This is a genomic window from Achromobacter semiaridum (genome assembly GCF_053543755.1).
Genome location: NZ_JBLVOL010000042.1, coordinates 1 through 18088, shown reverse-complemented (window position 1 = coordinate 18088; position 18088 = coordinate 1). Strand labels below are relative to the sequence as shown.

The window sequence follows — 18088 nt, the reverse complement described above, 5'->3', positions numbered from 1 at the left end:
CGGCGCCGGCTTGACCTGGATCGGCCCGTCGCCGGAAACCATCGAGCGCCTGGGCGACAAGGTCCAGGCGCGCAAGATCGCGTTGGCCGTCGGAGCCCCACTGGTGGCCGGCACGGCAGACCCGGTCAACGGCGCCGAAGACGTGCTGGCCTTCGCCAACGAACATGGCCTGCCGATTGCCGTCAAAGCGGCGTTTGGCGGGGGAGGCCGGGGCCTGAAAGTGGTGTGGCGCATGGAAGACGTGGCCGACCTGTACGAGTCGGCCGTGCGCGAAGCGGTCACCGCGTTCGGTCGCGGCGAATGCTATGTGGAACAGTTCCTGGCCCGGCCGCGCCACGTCGAAGCGCAGGTGGTGGCCGACAAGCACGGCAACGTCGTCGTGCTGGGCACGCGCGATTGCTCGCTGCAACGGCGCAATCAGAAGCTGGTGGAAGAAGCGCCCGCGCCGTTCCTGACGGACGACCAGCGCCAACGCATCCACGCGTCTGCCCGCGATATCTGCGCCCATGCCGGTTATGTCGGCGCCGGCACCGTTGAATTCCTGCTGAGTGCATCGGGCGCGATTTCGTTCCTGGAGGTCAACACGCGCCTGCAAGTCGAACACCCGGTCACCGAGGAAACCTGCGGGCTGGACCTGGTTGTTGAACAATTGCGCATCGCAGACGGTTTGCCGCTGTCGTTCACCACGGCGCCCGCGCCGCGCTGCCACGCCATCGAATTCCGTATCAACGCCGAAGACGTCGGCCGGGGCTTCCTGCCGTCGCCGGGCCGCATCGACCAGTTCGCGCCACCGTCCGGACCGGGCGTGCGCGTGGACAGCGGCGTGGAGTCGGGTTCGACCATACCCGGCACCTTCGATTCGCTGTTGGCCAAGCTGATCGTCACGGGCGCGACCCGCGAACAGGCCATTGCGCGCGCCCGCCGCGCGCTGGCCGAATTCCGCATAGAAGGCGTGGCCACCGTGCTGCCGTTCCATCGCGCGGTCCTGGCGCATGACGACTTCCTGGGCGACGACACCGGCTTCAAGGTCCACACGCGCTGGATCGAAACCGACTTTGCCCATGATCTGGAAGCGGCAGTGCGGCCCACGCCATTGGGCACGGTGACACTGCACCGGACCGCAGTCGAAATCGACGGCCGCCGCGTATCTCTGGGCCTGCCGGCCGAACTGCTGCGCGGCTTGCAATCCGCCGGCGCGGCGGCAACGACGGACGCAGGGCAGCCTGCCGGGAACCTCGCCAGCGCCGACAGCGTGCCGGCACCGATCGCGGGCACCATCCAGGCCTGGAAGGTGGAAGACGGCGCCACCGTCAAACAAGGCGAACTGATCGCCACGATGGAAGCCATGAAGATGGAAATGCAGGTGCTGGCACATCGAGACGGCGTGCTCAAACAGGAAGCAGCGCCGGGCAAATCGGTGGCAGCCGGGGCGACGATCGGGCGGATCGAGTAAGCGGAAAACGGGTGTTTACAAAGAGAGGCTGGGACGCCGTCCGACGCCTCTTCTTTCACTTAGGCGTATTACGCATAATGTGTATTATGTAAAGTACGGATTTGACGTGGTTGGGCATTGCCCTCGTAAACTCCCACCGCCACCTTCACGATTCCAACACTTCAACAAACCCAGGACACCATGAGCCCCGTCATCATCTATCACAACCCCAAGTGCGGCACGTCGCGTAATACCTTGGCGCTGATTCGCAACGCCGGCATCGAGCCGCAAGTGATCGAATATTTGAAGACGCCGCCTGACCGCGCAACGCTGGTCGATCTGATCTCGCGCGCCGGCCTGTCCGTGCGCGACGCCATCCGCCAGAAAGAATCGGCGTATCAAGCGCTGGGCCTGAATGACGAATCGCTGTCCGATGACGCGCTGATCGATGCCATGCTTGAGAACCCCATCCTTATCAACCGGCCCTTTGTGGTCACAGCCGCAGGTGTGCGCCTGTGCCGCCCGTCGGAATTGGTGCTGGACATTCTTGAAGAGCCGCAGCGCGGCGCGTTCACTAAAGAAGATGGCGAAGTCGTGATCGACGACAGCGGACGGCGCGTGGGCCAGGGCTAGAGCCCGATCAGCGCCAGGCCGTCGCCGCCACCCGTACTTGCCTCCTGCCCTTCCCCATCTGGGGCGAAGGGCTTGATCTTTGTCCAAGACGTTCGCCGGATGCAGGACGATATTCATCGAACAATTCGGTGACAGAGAGGGTCGCGGTATCCCGTCACCGCATAGGCATCTTGATGGCCCGTCCCATCAACCACGTCGACAGCGCTTGCCAGGACCCTGGCGCGCGTTGAACTCGGAGGAGCAAGATGCGCGCGATTAGGCTGACATTGGTTTTTTTTCCTGCTGCTGGTGGCGATGTTGTGGGCGCTGGCCGATTCCCGGTTGTGGGGCGCCTCAAGCCCTTACATAGTGCGCGCCGCGCTGATTCAGCTGTCCGGCCTGCTCGCCCTGGCCTGTATGAGCTTGGCGCTGGTGCTGGCGGCGCGCCCGCGCTGGCCCGAGCAACCGCTGGGCGGCCTGGACAAGATGTACCGGCTGCACAAATGGTTGGGTATCGGCGCCCTATTGTTCTCGCTGCTCGCACCGGATCATCGCCGCCCTATTCCTGGTGCTGGTCGTGCATGCCGTGGTTCTGCTGGACTACGCCTACTGGACGCAACCGGGGGGGTGGCTTGCCGCTGCGCTGATGGCGGCCGGCAGCGTGGCCGCCGTGCTGTTGCTGCCGCGGGCGACCAACGCCGGGCGACAGAAGGCATGGCGGCGCGGCTGTTAGCCGAGCGCGGGGCTTCGCAAGAGGTGCTGGACCAACTGACGCAGGCGGTGGATGAAGGCCGCGCACTGCTGGCTCCGGCGCGCCGCGACCCCAACACCACGGTGGACGCCCGTGCCTGGGGGCAAATCAACCGCCGGTTTCACGAAATCCTGTGCGCGGCCGCCGGCAACCGGGCGCTGTTATCGGCCCTGGAACACAACAACAAGACGCCGTTGGCAGGCCCCGCCGCGCTGACGCTGCCGTCGACCCCGTCGCTGTTGGAAACGCCATTCGTGCTGCGCGCGCAAGCCGACCACGAAGATCTGTTGCGCGCCATTTCGCGGCGCGAAGCGGTGCGCGCTGAAAACCTGATGCGCGAACACGCATACCGCAGCCGAGAGAACAAGCGCGTGTTGCTGGAATCCTTACGCGGTGCATTGCCGGCGCAGCCGCTGCTGGCCGACGGCAGCGCGTAGCCACCGCAGTCACCGCGGGCACGGCATTTGCTGCTTGCCACGCACCGTCGCCCCCGTGCGGCTTACGTGTGGCTCACCATGTCGGATATCGCTGAAATTTTTGCGCTTCAAGCCGGGTTCGTGGAAATGTTCGTCCGCGGTACGACCATGTATTGGGTGTTGTACGCCCTGCTTCGTATTTCGGGCCGCCGCGACATGGGGTCATTGGGCGTGGCAGACATGCTGGTGTTGGTGCTGGTGGCCGACGCGGCGGGCAACGCGATGTCGGGCGATTCTTATTCCATGGGCGACGGCATCATCGTTGTCACGACGATTGTCGGCTGGAGCTACCTGCTGGACCGCCTGTGTTATCACATCCCCGTGTTGCGGCGCGTGCTGGAGCCGCAGCGGATCTGCCTGGTGCGCGATGGCCGGATCCAGGTCGCGGGCTTGAAGCGCGAACACATCAGCCGGGGCGAACTCATGGAGCAACTGCGGCTGAAAGGCGTGGGCGACGTCAGTCGCGTCAAGCGCGCATACCTGGAATCCACCGGTGAATTCAGCGTGATCGACCAGGTGGAAAAGCCCGTCGAGGAAACCTCCACGCTGGAAGAATCGACGAACAAGTCGTGAACGGCGGCTTGGCGAACGCCCCGCTGACGGCAAACACAGGCAGGAACGCGGTTTGCTGTAAAGCGCAAGGGTAGTTCTTATCAACGGCGCGCCGCGCCACCCCTTGGGAGACGTACATGAAAACTCGCACCCTTACCGCCGCCCTGCTTTCGGTTGCCGCGCTTGGTGTCGGCACCGCTGCTGTTGCGCAGCAGACTTCGCCCACCGCGCCCGCCGCGCCGATGGCCGCCGATTCCAAGCTGGACAGCAAAGACCGCGATTTTCTCGAAAATGCCGCACAGTCGGGTCATATGGAAGTGGAAGGCAGCAAGCTGGCCTTGCAGAAGTCGCAAAACGCTGAAATCAAGAGCTTTGCGCAGAAGATGATTGATGACCACGGCAAGGTGGGGCAGCAACTGACCAGCCTGGCAAAAAGCAAGGGCTACGACGCGCCCACCGAGCCGTCGTTGATGCAGCAAGCCAAGCTGAAGACGCTGGGCATGCGCGACGACGGGTTTGACAAGGCCTATGCCGAAGGCGTGGGCGTGTCCGCGCACGAAGATGCGGTCAAGCTGTTTGAAGACGCGTCGAAGAATGCCAAGGATCCGGAAATCAAACAGTTCGCCACGGAAACCTTGCCCGCCTTGCAGCAGCATCTGCAAATGGCGAAGACGCTGGAACAAAGCGTACAGACCGTCAAGAAGTAGCCCTGATGCCAGGCGGGGGGCACGGGCAGCCGGCCCCCTAGCCGCACGCAGCCACCAGGAAAATCGGCACGGTCTGCCAGATCACGGCCAATGCCGACAATACGCACAACGCCCCGGTCAGCCAAACGCGAAAGCGCGCGGCGTCCGGGGCTTCTTCATGTCGGGCCGAGCGGATCGCGATACGGATCGTTAGCCCCATGGCCAGCAAGGCCGCGGCGCTGCCCGCAAGAATCACCCACGACGACACCGGCATTCCGCCGGCATGCATCGCCAGCGCGGAATCCGGCCGCGCGCACGCAATGGCATTGACGATGTAGATGCCCAGAAAGTGCACCATCCAGATCATCGGGCCGGCGATCAACAGCAGCGGGTTGCGTCCGAAGGCGGTGAGCACGGGCGTCTTCATCGCGCTACCCCGCCATGCGCGGAAAGGCATGCACAAGCGCTAGGCCCACCAAGCCCTGCGCCACGGTGTAGTACCACATCACCATCGTGCAGTGATGGCAGGCGCGGCGCGTGTACGACAGCCTGCCGGCCATGGAACGCGCGACGGTAAACGCTGCCATCGTGACCGCCAGCAAGGCGAACACTGCCTGCAAGCCGGCAACCGCGTACACGGCCGCCGCGTAAGCCGACGCTTGCGGTCGCAGCCCGTGCGTCCAGTGGCCGTGCAGGTCCAGCGCGGATGCCAGCGCCAGCAACACGGCGCCGGCGGCCATGCCCGTTCTGAGCAGATCGTGCCGGTTCAGGCGCAGCCAGCGCCCGCAGCACGCCATCAACACGGCGGCGTCCATCAGCAGCCACGCGGAAAGCAAAGGGCGAACCGGGCCAGCCAAGTCGGCGCCGCGTGGCCAGGCGCCCGGCGAGGTGGTCCACAGGAACAGATACGCAAAGCATAACGAGCCGAAGATGCTGGCGCAGACGACCACCAACAGCGTCATGGCCCAGCCGTAATGCGACGCCGCGCCGGAACACATCATCGGCACCCGCTCGCCCGCCCCGATGTGCACCGGCGCGTAGTCCGGCCCGGTGTCGGCGTCCCACAGCCAACGCCACAACGAGGCCACCGCCAGCACGGCGCAGGCCGCCGCCAACGCATGCATCTTGAACGTAAGCAACAAGAAAAAGCCCGCCGTGCCCAAAGCCGCCAACAGCGGCAGCCAGCCCGGCCCGGGCAGCGGCAACACGTAATCGGGCTGCGCGTCCACGGCGCTGGTCACCAGCGTTGAGCGCGTTCCCGATGGCGCCGAGGGCAGGAAATATCGGCCGGCGGCCACATCGCGCGCAAGGCCGGGCTGGTCCCACAGGGGCTCGCGCGAGGTCACGCTTGGAATGCTGCGCACGCCGTAGATATCGCTGGGCAGCCATTCCAGGGTGCCCGCGTTCCAGACGTTGCCGGCGTTGCGGCCCAGGGTCGGGCGGAAGTTGCGCGCCAGGTCCCATAGGAACACCAGCACGCCCGCCGCAATCAGGTAGGCGCCCACGGTAGACACCATGTTCAGCAAGCCCCAGCCTTGGCTTTCGGCGTAGGTGTAGACGCGCCGCGGCATGCCGGCCAGGCCGGTGAAATGCATGGGAAAGAACGTGACGTTAAAGCCCACGAACATCAGCCAGAACGCCCAGCGCCCCAGGCGTTCGGATAAGGCGCGCCTGCTGACCACCGGCGTCCAGTAATAGAACGCCGCGAACAGCGGGAACACCATCCCGCCGAACAACACATAGTGCAGATGCGCCACGACGAAATACGAGTCGTGCGCTTGCAGGTCGAACGGAATCACGGCCACCATCACGCCGGTCAGGCCGCCCAGCACGAAGATGAAGAAGAAACCCAGGATGAACAGCATCGGCGTCTTCAAGGGTCGCAAGCGCAGCGCCGCCGCGATCGTTGCGATCCACGCGAATACCTGTATGGCGGTGGGCACCGACACGGCCATGCTTGCCGCCGACGCAAAACTGAGCGATAGCGCCGGGATGCCGGTGGCGAACATGTGGTGCACCCACAGGCCAAAGCTGAGAAAGCCGGTGCCCACCACGGCCATGACCACCCAGCGGTAGCCCACCAGCGGCACGCCCGTCATGGCGGGCACGATCATCGAGACCATGCCGGCGGCGGGCAGGAAGATGATGTAGACCTCGGGGTGCCCAAAGAACCAGAACAGGTGCTGCCACAACAAGGGGTCGCCGCCGCGTTGCGTGATGAAGAACGGCATGTCGAAGGCGCGCTCCAGTTCCAGCAGCGCCGTGGCGACGATGACGGCCGGAAACGCGATGATGACCATGCCGCAGAACACCAGCATCACCCACGCAAAGATCGGCATCTTGTCCAGGCCCATGCCAGGGGCGCGCGTGCGCAGGATGCCCACGGCCAGCTCGATGGCCCCCGCGATGGCCGAGATTTCGATGAAGCCGATGCCCAGCAACCACAGGTCCGCGTTCATGGCGGGTGAATATTGCGAGCCGGTCAGCGGCGGGTACATGAACCAACCACCGTCCGGCGCCAGGCCGAAAAAGATGCTGCAAAAGAACACCAGCCCGCCCACCGCGTAAGCCCAATACGCATAGGCCGACAGCCGGGGAAACGGCAGGTCGCGCGCGCCCAGCATGTTCGGCAACAGCAATACCGCGATGGCTTCCACGGCGGGCACGGCAAACAGGAACATCATCACCGTGCCGTGCATGGTGAACAGCTGGTTGTAGAGCGCGTGCCCGATCAGGTGGCTGTCGGGCGCGGCCAATTGCGTGCGCATCAACAGCGCCAGCACGCCGGCCAACAGGAAGAACAGAAAGGCCGTGCCGATATAAAGCAGCCCGACCGATGCGTTGTCCACCACCGTAACAAGCCGCCAGCCACTGGGCCGCCACCACGCCCGCAACAGCGCGCCCTCTTCTTCCGGTGGGCGCGGTGAAGAATTGGGAAGCTTGGGCGTCAACAAGGCGCCGACGGACGGAGCTTGCGGCGTGGCGGTCGCGGGGGGCTGGGCGGTATCGCTCACTTCAGGCGTTCCAGGTAGCGGGCCACGGCGCGCAGATCTTCACCGGGCAGTTGGTTGAAGGACGGCATGGGGTTGCCGGGCTTGATGTGTTGGCTGCCGGCGATCCAGCCGGCCAGTGCACCCACGTTGTTGGGCAATACGCCTGCCGCGAGCGACAGGCGACTGCCCACGTGGGTCAAGTCCGGGCCCAGCGTGCCCCGGGCGTCGGTGCCGCGCACGGTGTGGCACTGCGCGCACGCTTGCAGGAAGACCTGCTCGCCCCGGCGCAGCGTGGGCTCGGACGGCGGGGCCGGCCGGGCCTCAGTGGGCAGCGTCTCAGTGGGCCGCGCCTCAGCCGGCCGCACCTGGGCCGGCCGCGCCTCAGCCGGCCGCACCTGGGCCTCTTGCCATGCGCGGTACGCGTCGGGTTCCAACGCGACGACGTGGAACTTCATGTTGGCGTGTTGCGCGCCGCAGTATTCGGCGCATTGCCCGGTGAACGTGCCCGCCGTTTGTGCGCGCACCCGCATGCGGTTGACGCGCCCGGGAATCATGTCCAGCTTGCCCCCCAGTTCGGGTACCCAGAAGCTGTGAATGACGTTGTCGGAGGTCAACTCGAATTCAACCCACGCCCCGACAGGTATGCGGATGTCGTTGGCGGTGTCGAACAAGGCGGCGCCGGACGCGTCCAGGTAGCGCACCCGCCACCACCAGAGTTCGCCCTTGACGGCGATGCGGACCGTGGGCGCGGCCCCGTCGCCCGCCATGGAAGACCCCGCGCTAAGCACGTAGACCAGCAAGGCGGTCAGCGCCACGACCGGGAAAGCGATGCCCGCGCCAACGATCAGCGCGGGGCTGGCCAGGCGTCGGCGCGCGCTGGCGGGGCCGAACAGCGCCACGGCCACCAACGCCATCACCACCACGAAAATTGCCGTGGCGCCGATGAACAGGATTTGACTGATGTCGGCAATGACCCCGGCGCCATCGCCGGCCGCCCCGCCCGTCGGCGCGCTGGGCAAGCGCGGTAGAGCGGCACCCGCCGGCGCGGTGGCAAGCACGTAGGAAAGGATGGCGGCCATGCCGCGCGTCAGCATGTACCGTGCCCAGCGGCTTGGATGCGGCCACACGGGTGGGAACACGGGTGGGAACGCGCGCTGAAATATGCAGCGGAATTCGTCCGAGGAACAGGACTTGCTGGTGCCCGGCGGGTATCTCAGCCGAAGGACGTCACCCCCTCTTGCGCCCTACCGCCCGCCCTCCCCTCATCCTGCTTGGCGCCGCCGCGCTGTCGTTGCTGGCGGCGTGTGGGGACGAGCGTCCGCCCTTGGCGCAGAACGTGTCCGCTGATGCCTTGCCCCGTAGCGCCGACGCCGCGCGCGGACGCCAGTTGGTGGCAAACCACGGTTGCCTGGCCTGCCACGCCGTGCCTACCGTGCGTGGTCCGGCGTCCGCCGTAGGGCCGCCCTTGGGAAATGTGGGCCGTCAAGCCTATCTGACCGGGCTCCTGCCGAATACGCCCGCCAACCTCGTCCGCTGGCTGATGGACCCGCCCGCCATCAATCCCCGCACCGCCATGCCCAATGTCGGCTTGAGCCGGGCCGAAGCCGAGGACATTGCCGCGTTCCTGCTAAGCCTGCCCAAAGGCCAGGAGGCGCGATGAGACGATGGCCCCGTATCGCCGCCTGGTGTGTCGCCGCGTTGGTGCTTGCGGGCGCGGCGCTGGGCAGCGCCACCGTTTACTTCGGCTGGTATGACGTCAGCGCCACCGGTCCGCACACCGTGCCTGTGTACGCTTTGCTGGACGTGGCGTCCACGCGGTCGGTGAAGCTGCGGTCGGCGGATATCGACGTGCCCGACCTGGACAGCCCGGATCGCATACGGCGCGGCGATGCGCTGTACCGGGCGCAATGCGCGCAATGCCATGGCGGCCCGGGCCAGGCGCCCGAGCCCTACGCGCTGGGGCTGAATCCCGCGCCCCCGCCGCTGGTGACCAGCGCACGGGAGCGACCGGCGGCCGAGGTGTTCTGGATCATCCGGCACGGCATCAAGATGACCGGCATGCCCGCCTGGCAGTACCGCATGACGGACGAGCAAATCTGGGACGTGGTGGGCTACATGCGGGTGCTGCCGACGCTGTCGCCACAGCAGTATCGCGATGGCGCACCGTCAGGCGGGCCTGCTTCGAGCTTGGCATCCGCATCGACTTCGCCCTCTTCGTCCGCTACCGCAACGCCGCCGGGCGACATGCGCGTAGGCGACGCCAAGGCCGGGCGCGCCGCGTTGCAGCAGTATCTGTGCGTGACCTGCCACGCCATTCCGGGCGTGCCGGGCGCGCGCCACTATGTGGGCCCGTCGCTGGACGGCATGGCGGACCGGTCGCGCATTGCCGGCGTCGTGCCGAATTCGCCCGACTACATGCAGCGTTGGTTGATGGATCCGCAAGGCATCAAGCCGGGCACGGCCATGCCCGCGCTGGGGTTGCGCGAGCAGGATGCGCGCGACATCGCGGCGTTTTTGCAGACGCTGTCAAATTTTGAATAGCAGATTGCCGTCGTCACGCCAGCAAGGCCTCGGCCCCCACCTGCAACAGCTTTCGGTCGCCTACGCGCAACGCCGTCAGCACGCCGCCCGTCACGCAGCCGGTGTCCAGGCAGGTAACGTCACGCCGTACCAACAAGCCCAGCGTGGCCCAGTGGCCAAACAGGATGGGCGTGTCGGCGCAGGCCCGCTCCGGCACGTCGAACCACGGCAAGGTGCCCGACGGCCAATGGCCGGGGGTGGCCTTGGCGCCCAGCGCCATGGCGCCATCGCGCGTGCACAGCCGCATGCGCGTGAACGCCCCCACGATGAATCGAAGCCGGGCGTCGCCGTGCAATTTTTGCGTCCAGGCGCGCGGCGAGCCGCCGTGCAAGGCGTGCATCGCATCGCGCCAGCGATCACCGCGCAGCGGCACCTGTGCCTCGTCGGCCAGCGCCTGCGCGGTGCGCATGTCCCAGCTGGGGTAGATGCCGGCATGCACCAGCACGTGGCCGGCTTCCACGTGCATCAGCGGACGGTGCCGCAGCCAGTGCAGTAACTCGCCCGCGTCGGGCGCCGCAAGCAGTTCGTCCAGCGTGTCGCGCCGCCCGGGCCGGATGCAGCCGGCCGCGATTCCCAGCGCGCGCAGATCATGATTGCCCAGTACCACCGTCGCCCGTGCACCCAGCGCCATGACGCGTCGCAGCGTGGCGGCGGAATCCGGGCCCCGGTTGATCAGGTCGCCCACGAACCACAACCGGCATTGCGGATCGTCGGCGATTTCGGGGCGTGCCAGCAAGGCGTCCAAGGAATCCACGCAGCCGTGCACATCGCCGATCACCCAGATCGACGGCGGGTTGGGTGACGCCTGCGTGTCCATGTTTGCCCCGCCGTCGCCGAGAGTCCGTCAGGCGAAATCGCCCTCGCCCAACTGGATGGGGCCGTCGGCGGGCACCCCCTGTGCGCGTTGGGCGGCGTCTTGCAGCGCTTGGGCAGCGTTTTCGAATGCATGCAGCAGTTCAGTGGCGGTGTCGTCCGCCGCGCCGAAGCGGCGCCGCAATACGTCGCCCGAAATTTCAAATTGCCGCGTGACGCCGCCTGTTTCCATGTTGAACAGGACAGCATCGCCTTGCGTGTGCGCACCGGTGGCTTTGGTGAATTTCATGGGATCGTTCCTCCTTGATTGTTAAGGCTCGGCAGGTTGTCTGGCGCTTGATGCTTGGGTGACCGCTGCTTGAGCGACCGCGGCTTCACCCGCCTTCATCGGCCAGGCGCTTGGCGCGGGCCAGCGCCTGGACAATGGCGTGGTAAGCGGCGTCCCGGCTTTCGTGGCTGGGGCTGCGCAACGCAAATGACGGGTGGTAGGTGGCCAGCACCCGGGTGTCGCCGCGCTTCATCACGTGGCCCATGGCGTCTTTCAGCGTCCGCTTGGCGTCCTGCATCACGGCGCCCAGGGCGGTGGCGCCCAGCGCCACGATGACGCTGGGCCGGATGTCGTCCAGCTCTTGATCCAGCCAGTACGAGCAGGCGCGAATCTCGACCTGGGCGGGCGACTTGTGCATACGGCGCTTGCCGCGCAGCTGCCACTTGAAGTGCTTCACGGCGTTGGTCACATAGACCGCCTGGCGCTCTACGCCGGCCTCGGCCAAGGCCTTGTCCAGCAGCGCGCCGGCCGGGCCGACGAAAGGCAGCCCGGCCAGGTCTTCCTTATCGCCGGGCTGCTCGCCAACCAGCATGATGCTTGCGCGGCGTCCGCCTTCGCCCCCCACCGCCTGCGTGGCGTTCCGCCACAAACCGCAGCGCCGGCAGTCGTCCAGCTTGCGGGGCCGCTGATCGGGGTCGATGTCCCCGTCAGCGCCGTCGGTGGGTGTGGCATTGGCGTTCATGGCTTGCGCGCGGTTATTCCCGACCGCCGCCGATGGCGGTGTCGCCAGTGGCGGTGGATTCCCCCGCGCCGCCCTTGCCCGCGATACGGATGCGGTTGTCAACGTCTTGCACGCCCGCGCAGGCGTCGGTGCAGTCTTCAATGCGGTGCTTGGTGCGGCGATCCGGCGCGGTGCCTTCCAGCGTCACGCGGCCATCGGTCACGCTGACGGACACGTCGCTGACGTCCAGCCCGCTATGCGCCAGGTATTCGCAAACGTTTTCCCGCACGCGTTCGTCGGACCGGGTGTAGCCCTTGGGGTCGGTTCGGAACGAGCCCCGGTCACGCCAGGCGGTGGGGCCGCGGTTGTAGCCGCCCCGTTCGGCGGTTTCGAACGACACGCCGGTCTCGTCGCCCCCGCGCGGACGGTCGCCGTAGTAGCCGCCTTCTTCGTCGCCGTAGGACGTGGGGCCGGAGTAGGACGGGTTGCGCGAGCCATACACCTGCTCGCGCTGGTAGGACGGGTCTTCATTGCGAAAGCCGCCGTAGCTGCTTTGGCCGGGGTCGGCGCTGCGGCTGCGCAATCCGCCGCGCGACTCGCGCGCGCCGGGTGCGGGCCGATTGCCGTCGCCCTGGTAGCCGTACGAGGGCGCGGGGTCGTGCCAGGGTTCCTGATCACCGGCGCCACGGTTGCCGCGCCCTTGACCTTGCGAGCCGGGATGGCGATAGGGGTCCCGATTGGGATCGCGATACGGATCGCCTTGGGAGCGGCCGCGCTGGTGGGCCTGCCGGTACGGATCACCCCGCCCGGCATCGGCGCCCGGATCGCGTTCGAAGTCATCGTCATACCGGGGCGTGTACCTGGGGTCACGGTTCATTGTGAGTCTCCTGTGAAGGTGGGTCCTGCCTCGCACGAACCGGGGTGTGGCCCGTGCGGGCGCCTGCCGGGTACGCAGCAAGTGGTGTGCCGCACGGCTGGGAGGACGCGTTGCGCGGTGCGTCGGGTCCTTTTGCCTGTCGCGGCCAGGCCGGTTTGTGGTGGAGCCACCTGCCCGGCACTTCTTACAACGGCGGTAATAAGTGCCGGGTCGGCCAGGCGAGGCTATGCGCCTGACGGCGGCCAGCCGATCGGCACCACGTTGCCGTCGACGCAAGCCGCCAACCGCTGCTCAACCTGCCCCGCCTGTCCTGCTTGCACGGTCACGGTGTAGCCGCCCGTAAAGTCCGAGAACGCCGGCAGAACGGTGATACCCGTTTGCAGCCAGAACGCCGGCCAGTGGCGGGGCACGCCGGGCAAGCGGGTCTTGGGATGTACGTGGCCAGCGATGACGTGGCGGCCTTGCGGGTCGGCCTTGGGGATGTGCCGGAACAAAAACGGGCCGTCGGCCTGCTCATCCCCCAGCTGCCGCATGCCCAATGCAGCGCCTTCCAGCGCGCGGTCGTGATTGCCGATCAGCACCGCCACGTCAAGTTCGGCATGGGCGCGGCGCCACTGCGCCCAGTCATCGCGCCACTCGGCCTGCGACATCGGCCCATGCAGCACATCCCCCACAATCCACAACTGCTGCGCGCCGGTGTCGTGAACCAGCCGCGTCAGCCGGTCCAGGTCGGCCTGCGTGGCGCCGCGCGGCACGGCGATGCCGGCCTGACGGAACACGTGGCCCTTGCCCAGATGCAGGTCGGCGATGACCAGGCGCGCGCGGGCCGGCCAGTACAGCGCGCGTTCGCCCAGCAGCAGCACGGGTTCGCCGGCCAGCGTCATGGGCAAGGCGTGCGCCGACGGGTCATCCTGCAATTCGGGCATAGCGTTTCTCTAGTTGGGCGGCGGCGCGCTTGACCCGGGCCTGCCAGCTTTCGGTGCTGAGCTGCCCGCGCAGGCTTTCGGTCCACAGCGGAAACGACAGCGGCGTCAGCGCGCGGGGCGTGCACAGGTCCAGCGCGCGCATCTGGCAATCTTCCAACGCCGCCATCAGCCGGGGCGCTTCCAGCTGGTTGTCGAACACTTCGCGTTCGGCCTGCGCCAGCAAAAGGTGGTCGGGATCGTAGCGGCGCAGCACGTCGTACAGCAGGCCGCTGGACGCCTGCACCTGGCGCAGCGAACGTGCAGCCCTGCCGGGCAACGACGGGGTCAACAAGCCGGCCACGCGGGCAATCTCGCGGAACTGTCGCCGCGCCAGTTCGCCCAGGTTCACCCCATCGCGCAGATCGGCGGCCATGTCATGGGGGCTGAGCAGTTGGCGCAGCAAGGCTTCGTCCAGCGTTGCGGGCTCGGCCAGCGTCAACATCAGGCCGTAGTCATTGACCGTATAGGAAAAGGTGTTGGCATGGCGCCGGCCCCAGCGCAGCGCCATCATGGCGGCCATGCCTTCGTGCACGGCACGGCCCGCGAACGGAAACAGGAACAGATGCATGCCGCGCCGCGTAGAGATCTGTTCGGCCAGCAGGCGACCCGGGGCCGGCAGCGCGCTGGCCTGGCGCTGGATGCGCAGCAGCGGCTCAACGGCGCGCATCTCGGGGTGATCGCCGGGATCGGCATACAGGCGTTGCACTTCGCGCGCCAACTGAGTGGACAGCGGCATGCGCCCACCTTGCCACGTGGCCACCGGCCCATCGCCGCCCTTGGCGCGCCGCACGTAGGCCGTCATGCCTTCCAGCCGCGCAAGCTCCAGCGTGCGGCCAGCGAATTGAAAGCGGTCGCCCGGGCGCAGCCGGGCCAGAAAGCCCTCTTCCACCGACCCCAGGCTGCCGCCGCGCAGGTACTTCACCGACACCGCGCCGTCGGCCGTGATGGTGCCGATGGACAGCCGATGGCGCAACGCGATGCGGCGGTCGTGGACGCGGTAGCAGCCGTCGTCATCCTTTTCAACGCGGCGAAATTCCGGGTAGTTGGACAAGGCGCGACCGCCCTGCACGATGAAGTCCAGCACGGCCTGCCAGGTGGGCGCGTCCAGCGCGGCATAGGCGTGCGTGCCGCGCACTTCCTCGTACAGCGCGTCCGCCTCGAAGCCGCCGCCCAATGCCAACGTGACGGCGTGCTGCGCCAGCACGTCCAGGCTGCCACGTGGCGGTGGCCGCGATTCGATATCGCCGCGCGCGATGGCCTGACGGGCGGCGGCGTATTCCACCAGTTCCAGCGCCTGCGCCGGCACGCACACCACATGGCCGGACTCGCCGGGACGGTGCTTGGCGCGGCCGGCCCGTTGCAGCAGCCGGGCCACGCCTTTGGGGCTGCCTACCTGCAACACCTGATCCACCGCCGGAAAGTCCACGCCCAGGTCCAGGCTGGAGGTGGCCACCACGCAGCGGATGCTGCCGTCGCGCAGGCCCTGTTCCGCGCGGGTGCGCAGTTTGGGGTCCAGTGAGCCGTGGTGCAGCGCCAGCGTGGCGGGGTCTTCGGGCCAGATGGATTCCAGCGCGCGATGCCATAGCTCGGCCTGCGCGCGGGTGTTGGTGAACAGCAAGGTGGCGCGCACGTCGAACAGCCGCTTGTACACGCGCGCCAGTTGCGACAGGCCCAGGTGTCCCGCCCACGGCAGCGCGGCGCTGCGCTCGGGCAGCAAGGTGGACAGCGTCACCTTGCGCGGCCGCGCGCCGGACACCACCGCACTGTTCGGCTGATGCGGCAACAACACGTCGCGGGCTTCATCCAGATTGCCCAGCGTGGCGGACAGGCCCCACATGCGCACGTCGGGCGACAGGCGCCGCAGCCGTGCCAGACACAGCTGCAACAACACGCCGCGCTTGTTGCCCAGCAGTTCGTGCCATTCGTCCACCACGATGCAACGCAGCGCCCGAAAGCGCGACGACGCGTCCGCGTACGACAACAGCAGCGCCAGGGATTCCGGGGTGATGACCAGCACATCGGCCTTGCCCTGGCGCGCCAGCCGTTTGTCGCGGGCGCTGGCGTCGCCGGTGCGCAAGGCCACCGTCCAGCCCAGAGCCAGGTCCGCCACCGTGTCGGCCAGGGCGCGCGCCGTGTCGGTGGCCAGCGCCCGCAGCGGCGTCACCCACAGCACGCGCGGCCCCGCGCCCGTCGTGGGTGTGGCGCCGGCAGGATCGGCCAGCGCTTGCAGCATCGGCCCGCCAAACGCCGCCAGCGTCTTGCCGCTGCCGGTGGGGGTATGCAGCAGGCCGGATTCGCCGGCCAGGTAACGCTTCCAGGTCTCTTTCTGAAAAGCCGCCGGGCGCCAGCCGCGCGCGTTGAACCAGGCCGACAGCGGCGCTTCCCAGCCGCGCGGGGGTGCCGTCATCGCGCCAGCGCCTTCAGCGTGTCCAGCTGGTCGGCCTGGTCGGCGGGCTTGTCGCGCCGCCATCGCAGGATGCGCGGAAAGCGCACCGCCACGCCCGATTTATGGCGCTTGGACAAGTTGACGCCTTCAAACCCAAGCTCAAACACCTGCACCGGGTCCACCGAGCGCACCGGGCCGAAGCGTTCACGCGTGTGCGCGCGCAGCCAGCGGTCCAGCTCCAGGATTTCCTTGTCGTCCAGGCCCGAGTAGGCCTTGGCGATGGGCACCAGGGCATCGCCCTGCCACAGGCCGAAGGTGTAGTCGGTGTATAGCGTGCTGCGCCGGCCGTGGCCGGATTGGGCATAGAGCAGGACGGCGTCGATGGTCAGCGGGTCGATCTTCCACTTCCACCAATCGCCGCGCCGCCGCCCGCTTTGGTACGGGGCCGAGGCGCGCTTCAGCATGAAGCCTTCGACATCGCGTTCGCGCGATTCCAGGCGCAAGGCGGCGGCGGCTTCCCAACTGTCGGGCGATACCGCCGGCGATAAGGACAGGCGCGGGTCGGGGTGTTGCCGCAGCAGCGTTTCCAGCATGGCGCGGCGTTCGGACTGGGGCCGGTCGCGCAGGTCGGCGCCGTCAAGCTCAAGCAGGTCATAAGCCAGCATGCGCACGGGGGCTTGCGCCAGCCACTTGGGGCCGGGCTTGAGCCGCTGGATGCGGGTTTGCAACGCGGAAAACGGCATCGGGCCGCCGGCGTCTTCCTGCCAGGCCAGCAGTTCGCCGTCCAGTACGCAGTCCACCTGCAAAGCGTGGGCGGCGGTCTCCACTTCGGGGAATCGTCCGTCCAGCCGCTCTTCCCCGCGCGACCACAGCGCCACTTCGCCATGGCGGCGGATGAGCTGGGCGCGGATGCCGTCCCACTTCCATTCGATCAGCCAGTCGTCGATGGGGCCGAGCATGGCCGGGTCCGCTTCCAGGGGCGAGGCCAGGAAGAACGGGTACGGCTGCTGGCGGTCGCCGGGCAGCGCCTCGGCGCTGAGCAGATCGCGCAGGAAGGCCGGGCTGGGCGTCCACGTGCCCAGCATGCGCTGCGCGATCCGGGCGATGGGCACGCCCGACATGTCGGCCAGCGCCTGCTGCACCATGCGTTGCGACACGCCGACCCGCAGCGCGCCCGTCAGCATTTTGTTGAACACCAGCCTTTCCGCCAGCGCCATGCCGCGCCAGGCGGCCACGATGATGTCGCGGCGTTCGGACTCGTCGCGGTTGGCAATGGGCAGCAGCACTTCTTCGATCCAGTCGGCCAGGCCGCGTTCAGGGTCGGCGTGGGCGGAGTCCGGGTCGGGCATCAACAGGGCCAGGGTCTCCGCCAAGTCACCGACCTGGTCGTAGCTGGCATCCACCAGCCACGCCGGGGTATCCGAGGCGGCGGAAATCCACGCGCGCAATTCGGCCGACCCGGCGATCTTGCGGCGTGCGCTGGTGATCTTGCCGCCCGCCAGCAGATACAGCGCCCACACGGCGTCGCGCGGCGGCGCGTCGCGAAAATACGCCACCAGCGCCGCTCGCTTGTCCAAGGTGGCGGTGCTACGGTCCAGTTCCTGATACAGCGCTGCAAATCGCTTCATGCCGGGGTGGGCCTCCTGTGGGTTGCCTTGGCCGTGTTAATCGTCTTCGCCGTACTGGGTGGCCAGGGTTTCGGCCGCCGTGCCGGTTTCGTTCAGGATGCGGACCAGCGCGTCCGTGTCGCCATGGGTGGCGATGACGCGGCGCGCGCCAGTCTCGCGGATGGTGCGCAGCAAGGCCGGCCAGTCGGCGTGGTCCGACACGACAAAGCCCCGGTCCATGTTGCGGCGCCGACGGTTGCCGCGCAGCCGCATCCAGCCGGACGCAAAGCCATGCTGCGCCTTGCGAAAGCGCCGCAACCAGCTGCTGCCGGCGGCGGACGGCGGCGCCAGGATCAGTTCACCGGCAAA

At 67.6% G+C, this 18088-nt stretch carries 18 protein-coding genes and 2 pseudogenes; 9 read left to right on the top strand and 11 right to left on the bottom strand.

What is annotated here, in order from left to right; all coding sequences use genetic code 11:
- From ACNPP0_RS12825 to ACNPP0_RS12795, 7 genes and pseudogenes are all read left to right on the top strand, one after another.
- Window positions 1-1453, top strand: a 1453-nt coding sequence (locus ACNPP0_RS12825; protein ID WP_448706085.1) for an acetyl/propionyl/methylcrotonyl-CoA carboxylase subunit alpha, incomplete at its 5' end; no start/stop codon positions are given.
- Window positions 1454-1633: 180 nt separating this feature from the next.
- Window positions 1634-2065 carry an arsenate reductase (glutaredoxin) gene (arsC, locus tag ACNPP0_RS12820; RefSeq protein ID WP_448706084.1) on the top strand — a complete coding sequence of 144 codons (432 nt, stop codon included), beginning with the start codon at window positions 1634-1636 and terminating at the stop codon, window positions 2063-2065.
- A 294-nt stretch (window positions 2066-2359) separates the two neighbouring features.
- Window positions 2360-2572: pseudogene (locus ACNPP0_RS12815) on the top strand (ferric reductase-like transmembrane domain-containing protein); the annotation flags it as partial.
- Window positions 2573-2621: 49 nt separating this feature from the next.
- The gene (locus tag ACNPP0_RS12810; protein ID WP_448706099.1) at window positions 2622-2777 is read left to right on the top strand and encodes a hypothetical protein; all 156 of its coding nucleotides are present in this window, start codon (window positions 2622-2624) and stop codon (window positions 2775-2777) included.
- Window positions 2759-3232: an FCD domain-containing protein gene (locus tag ACNPP0_RS12805; protein WP_448706098.1), complete on the top strand. Its 474-nt coding sequence runs from the start codon at window positions 2759-2761 to the stop codon at window positions 3230-3232. The genes ACNPP0_RS12810 and ACNPP0_RS12805 overlap by 19 nt, the downstream gene beginning before the upstream one ends.
- A 126-nt stretch (window positions 3233-3358) precedes the next feature.
- Window positions 3359-3844, top strand: a complete 486-nt coding sequence (locus ACNPP0_RS12800; RefSeq protein WP_448706097.1) for a DUF421 domain-containing protein — start codon at window positions 3359-3361, stop codon at window positions 3842-3844.
- A gap of 116 nt (window positions 3845-3960) precedes the next feature.
- Window positions 3961-4530: a DUF4142 domain-containing protein gene (locus tag ACNPP0_RS12795; protein WP_448706083.1), complete on the top strand. Its 570-nt coding sequence runs from the start codon at window positions 3961-3963 to the stop codon at window positions 4528-4530.
- Between the two features lie 37 nt (window positions 4531-4567).
- Here the strand turns inward: ACNPP0_RS12795 and ACNPP0_RS12790 are convergent, their stop codons facing one another.
- The 3 genes from ACNPP0_RS12790 to ACNPP0_RS12780 are packed head-to-tail and all read right to left on the bottom strand — an operon-like array spanning window position 4568 to window position 8581.
- Window positions 4568-4936 (bottom strand): hypothetical protein, encoded by a 369-nt coding sequence (locus ACNPP0_RS12790; RefSeq protein ID WP_448706082.1) that lies wholly within the window; start codon window positions 4934-4936, stop codon window positions 4568-4570.
- A 4-nt stretch (window positions 4937-4940) separates the two neighbouring features.
- The gene (locus ACNPP0_RS12785; RefSeq protein ID WP_332608933.1) at window positions 4941-7460 is read right to left on the bottom strand and encodes a cbb3-type cytochrome c oxidase subunit I; all 2520 of its coding nucleotides are present in this window, start codon (window positions 7458-7460) and stop codon (window positions 4941-4943) included.
- Between the two features lie 59 nt (window positions 7461-7519).
- Window positions 7520-8581, bottom strand: coding sequence for a cytochrome c oxidase subunit II (locus tag ACNPP0_RS12780; protein WP_448706081.1), 1062 nt, complete (start codon window positions 8579-8581; stop codon window positions 7520-7522).
- 158 nt (window positions 8582-8739) lie between these two features.
- On the opposite strand from ACNPP0_RS12780, the gene ACNPP0_RS12775 reads away from it, so the two are divergent.
- Together ACNPP0_RS12775 and ACNPP0_RS12770 are read left to right on the top strand one after the other, a co-directional pair.
- On the top strand, window positions 8740-9162 hold the full coding sequence (locus tag ACNPP0_RS12775; protein WP_332608185.1) for a c-type cytochrome: 423 nt from the start codon (window positions 8740-8742) through the stop codon (window positions 9160-9162).
- On the top strand, window positions 9159-10043 hold the full coding sequence (locus tag ACNPP0_RS12770; protein WP_448706080.1) for a c-type cytochrome: 885 nt from the start codon (window positions 9159-9161) through the stop codon (window positions 10041-10043). The genes ACNPP0_RS12775 and ACNPP0_RS12770 overlap by 4 nt, the downstream gene beginning before the upstream one ends.
- A gap of 13 nt (window positions 10044-10056) precedes the next feature.
- On the opposite strand, the gene ACNPP0_RS12765 is transcribed toward ACNPP0_RS12770, so the two are convergent.
- From ACNPP0_RS12765 to ACNPP0_RS12730, 8 genes and pseudogenes are all read right to left on the bottom strand, one after another.
- The gene (locus ACNPP0_RS12765) at window positions 10057-10899 is read right to left on the bottom strand and encodes a symmetrical bis(5'-nucleosyl)-tetraphosphatase (protein ID WP_448706079.1); all 843 of its coding nucleotides are present in this window, start codon (window positions 10897-10899) and stop codon (window positions 10057-10059) included.
- A 27-nt stretch (window positions 10900-10926) separates the two neighbouring features.
- Window positions 10927-11184: a DUF1488 family protein gene (locus ACNPP0_RS12760; RefSeq protein ID WP_332608182.1), complete on the bottom strand. Its 258-nt coding sequence runs from the start codon at window positions 11182-11184 to the stop codon at window positions 10927-10929.
- Window positions 11185-11269: 85 nt separating this feature from the next.
- Window positions 11270-11905 (bottom strand): UdgX family uracil-DNA binding protein, encoded by a 636-nt coding sequence (locus ACNPP0_RS12755; protein ID WP_448706078.1) that lies wholly within the window; start codon window positions 11903-11905, stop codon window positions 11270-11272.
- Window positions 11906-11918: 13 nt separating this feature from the next.
- Window positions 11919-12761 (bottom strand): BON domain-containing protein, encoded by an 843-nt coding sequence (locus ACNPP0_RS12750; protein ID WP_448706077.1) that lies wholly within the window; start codon window positions 12759-12761, stop codon window positions 11919-11921.
- A gap of 224 nt (window positions 12762-12985) precedes the next feature.
- Window positions 12986-13687: a ligase-associated DNA damage response endonuclease PdeM gene (pdeM, locus tag ACNPP0_RS12745; protein ID WP_448706076.1), complete on the bottom strand. Its 702-nt coding sequence runs from the start codon at window positions 13685-13687 to the stop codon at window positions 12986-12988.
- Window positions 13668-16133 carry a ligase-associated DNA damage response DEXH box helicase gene (locus tag ACNPP0_RS12740; protein ID WP_448706075.1) on the bottom strand — a complete coding sequence of 822 codons (2466 nt, stop codon included), beginning with the start codon at window positions 16131-16133 and terminating at the stop codon, window positions 13668-13670. The genes pdeM and ACNPP0_RS12740 overlap by 20 nt, the downstream gene beginning before the upstream one ends.
- On the bottom strand, window positions 16130-17740 hold the full coding sequence (locus ACNPP0_RS12735; protein ID WP_332608177.1) for an ATP-dependent DNA ligase: 1611 nt from the start codon (window positions 17738-17740) through the stop codon (window positions 16130-16132). Before ACNPP0_RS12735 ends, ACNPP0_RS12740 begins: the two co-directional genes overlap by 4 nt.
- A gap of 36 nt (window positions 17741-17776) precedes the next feature.
- Window positions 17777-18088: pseudogene (locus ACNPP0_RS12730) on the bottom strand (ligase-associated DNA damage response exonuclease); the annotation flags it as partial.

Bases quoted from the DNA above. Each gene is read 5' to 3' on its own strand.
- arsC (WP_448706084.1), top strand. From the start codon at position 1,634: ATGAGCCCCGTCATCATCTATCACAACCCCAAGTGCGGCACGTCGCGT.
- ACNPP0_RS12805 (WP_448706098.1), top strand. From the start codon at position 2,759: ATGGCGGCGCGGCTGTTAGCCGAGCGCGGGGCTTCGCAAGAGGTGCTG.
- ACNPP0_RS12800 (WP_448706097.1), top strand. From the start codon at position 3,359: ATGTTCGTCCGCGGTACGACCATGTATTGGGTGTTGTACGCCCTGCTT.
- ACNPP0_RS12795 (WP_448706083.1), top strand. From the start codon at position 3,961: ATGAAAACTCGCACCCTTACCGCCGCCCTGCTTTCGGTTGCCGCGCTT.
- ACNPP0_RS12790 (WP_448706082.1), bottom strand. From the start codon at position 4,936: ATGAAGACGCCCGTGCTCACCGCCTTCGGACGCAACCCGCTGCTGTTG.
- ACNPP0_RS12780 (WP_448706081.1), bottom strand. From the start codon at position 8,581: ATGGCCGCCATCCTTTCCTACGTGCTTGCCACCGCGCCGGCGGGTGCC.
- ACNPP0_RS12770 (WP_448706080.1), top strand. From the start codon at position 9,159: ATGAGACGATGGCCCCGTATCGCCGCCTGGTGTGTCGCCGCGTTGGTG.
- ACNPP0_RS12765 (WP_448706079.1), bottom strand. From the start codon at position 10,899: ATGGACACGCAGGCGTCACCCAACCCGCCGTCGATCTGGGTGATCGGC.
- ACNPP0_RS12760 (WP_332608182.1), bottom strand. From the start codon at position 11,184: ATGAAATTCACCAAAGCCACCGGTGCGCACACGCAAGGCGATGCTGTC.
- ACNPP0_RS12755 (WP_448706078.1), bottom strand. From the start codon at position 11,905: ATGAACGCCAATGCCACACCCACCGACGGCGCTGACGGGGACATCGAC.
- ACNPP0_RS12750 (WP_448706077.1), bottom strand. From the start codon at position 12,761: ATGAACCGTGACCCCAGGTACACGCCCCGGTATGACGATGACTTCGAA.
- pdeM (WP_448706076.1), bottom strand. From the start codon at position 13,687: ATGCCCGAATTGCAGGATGACCCGTCGGCGCACGCCTTGCCCATGACG.
- ACNPP0_RS12740 (WP_448706075.1), bottom strand. From the start codon at position 16,133: ATGACGGCACCCCCGCGCGGCTGGGAAGCGCCGCTGTCGGCCTGGTTC.
- ACNPP0_RS12735 (WP_332608177.1), bottom strand. From the start codon at position 17,740: ATGAAGCGATTTGCAGCGCTGTATCAGGAACTGGACCGTAGCACCGCC.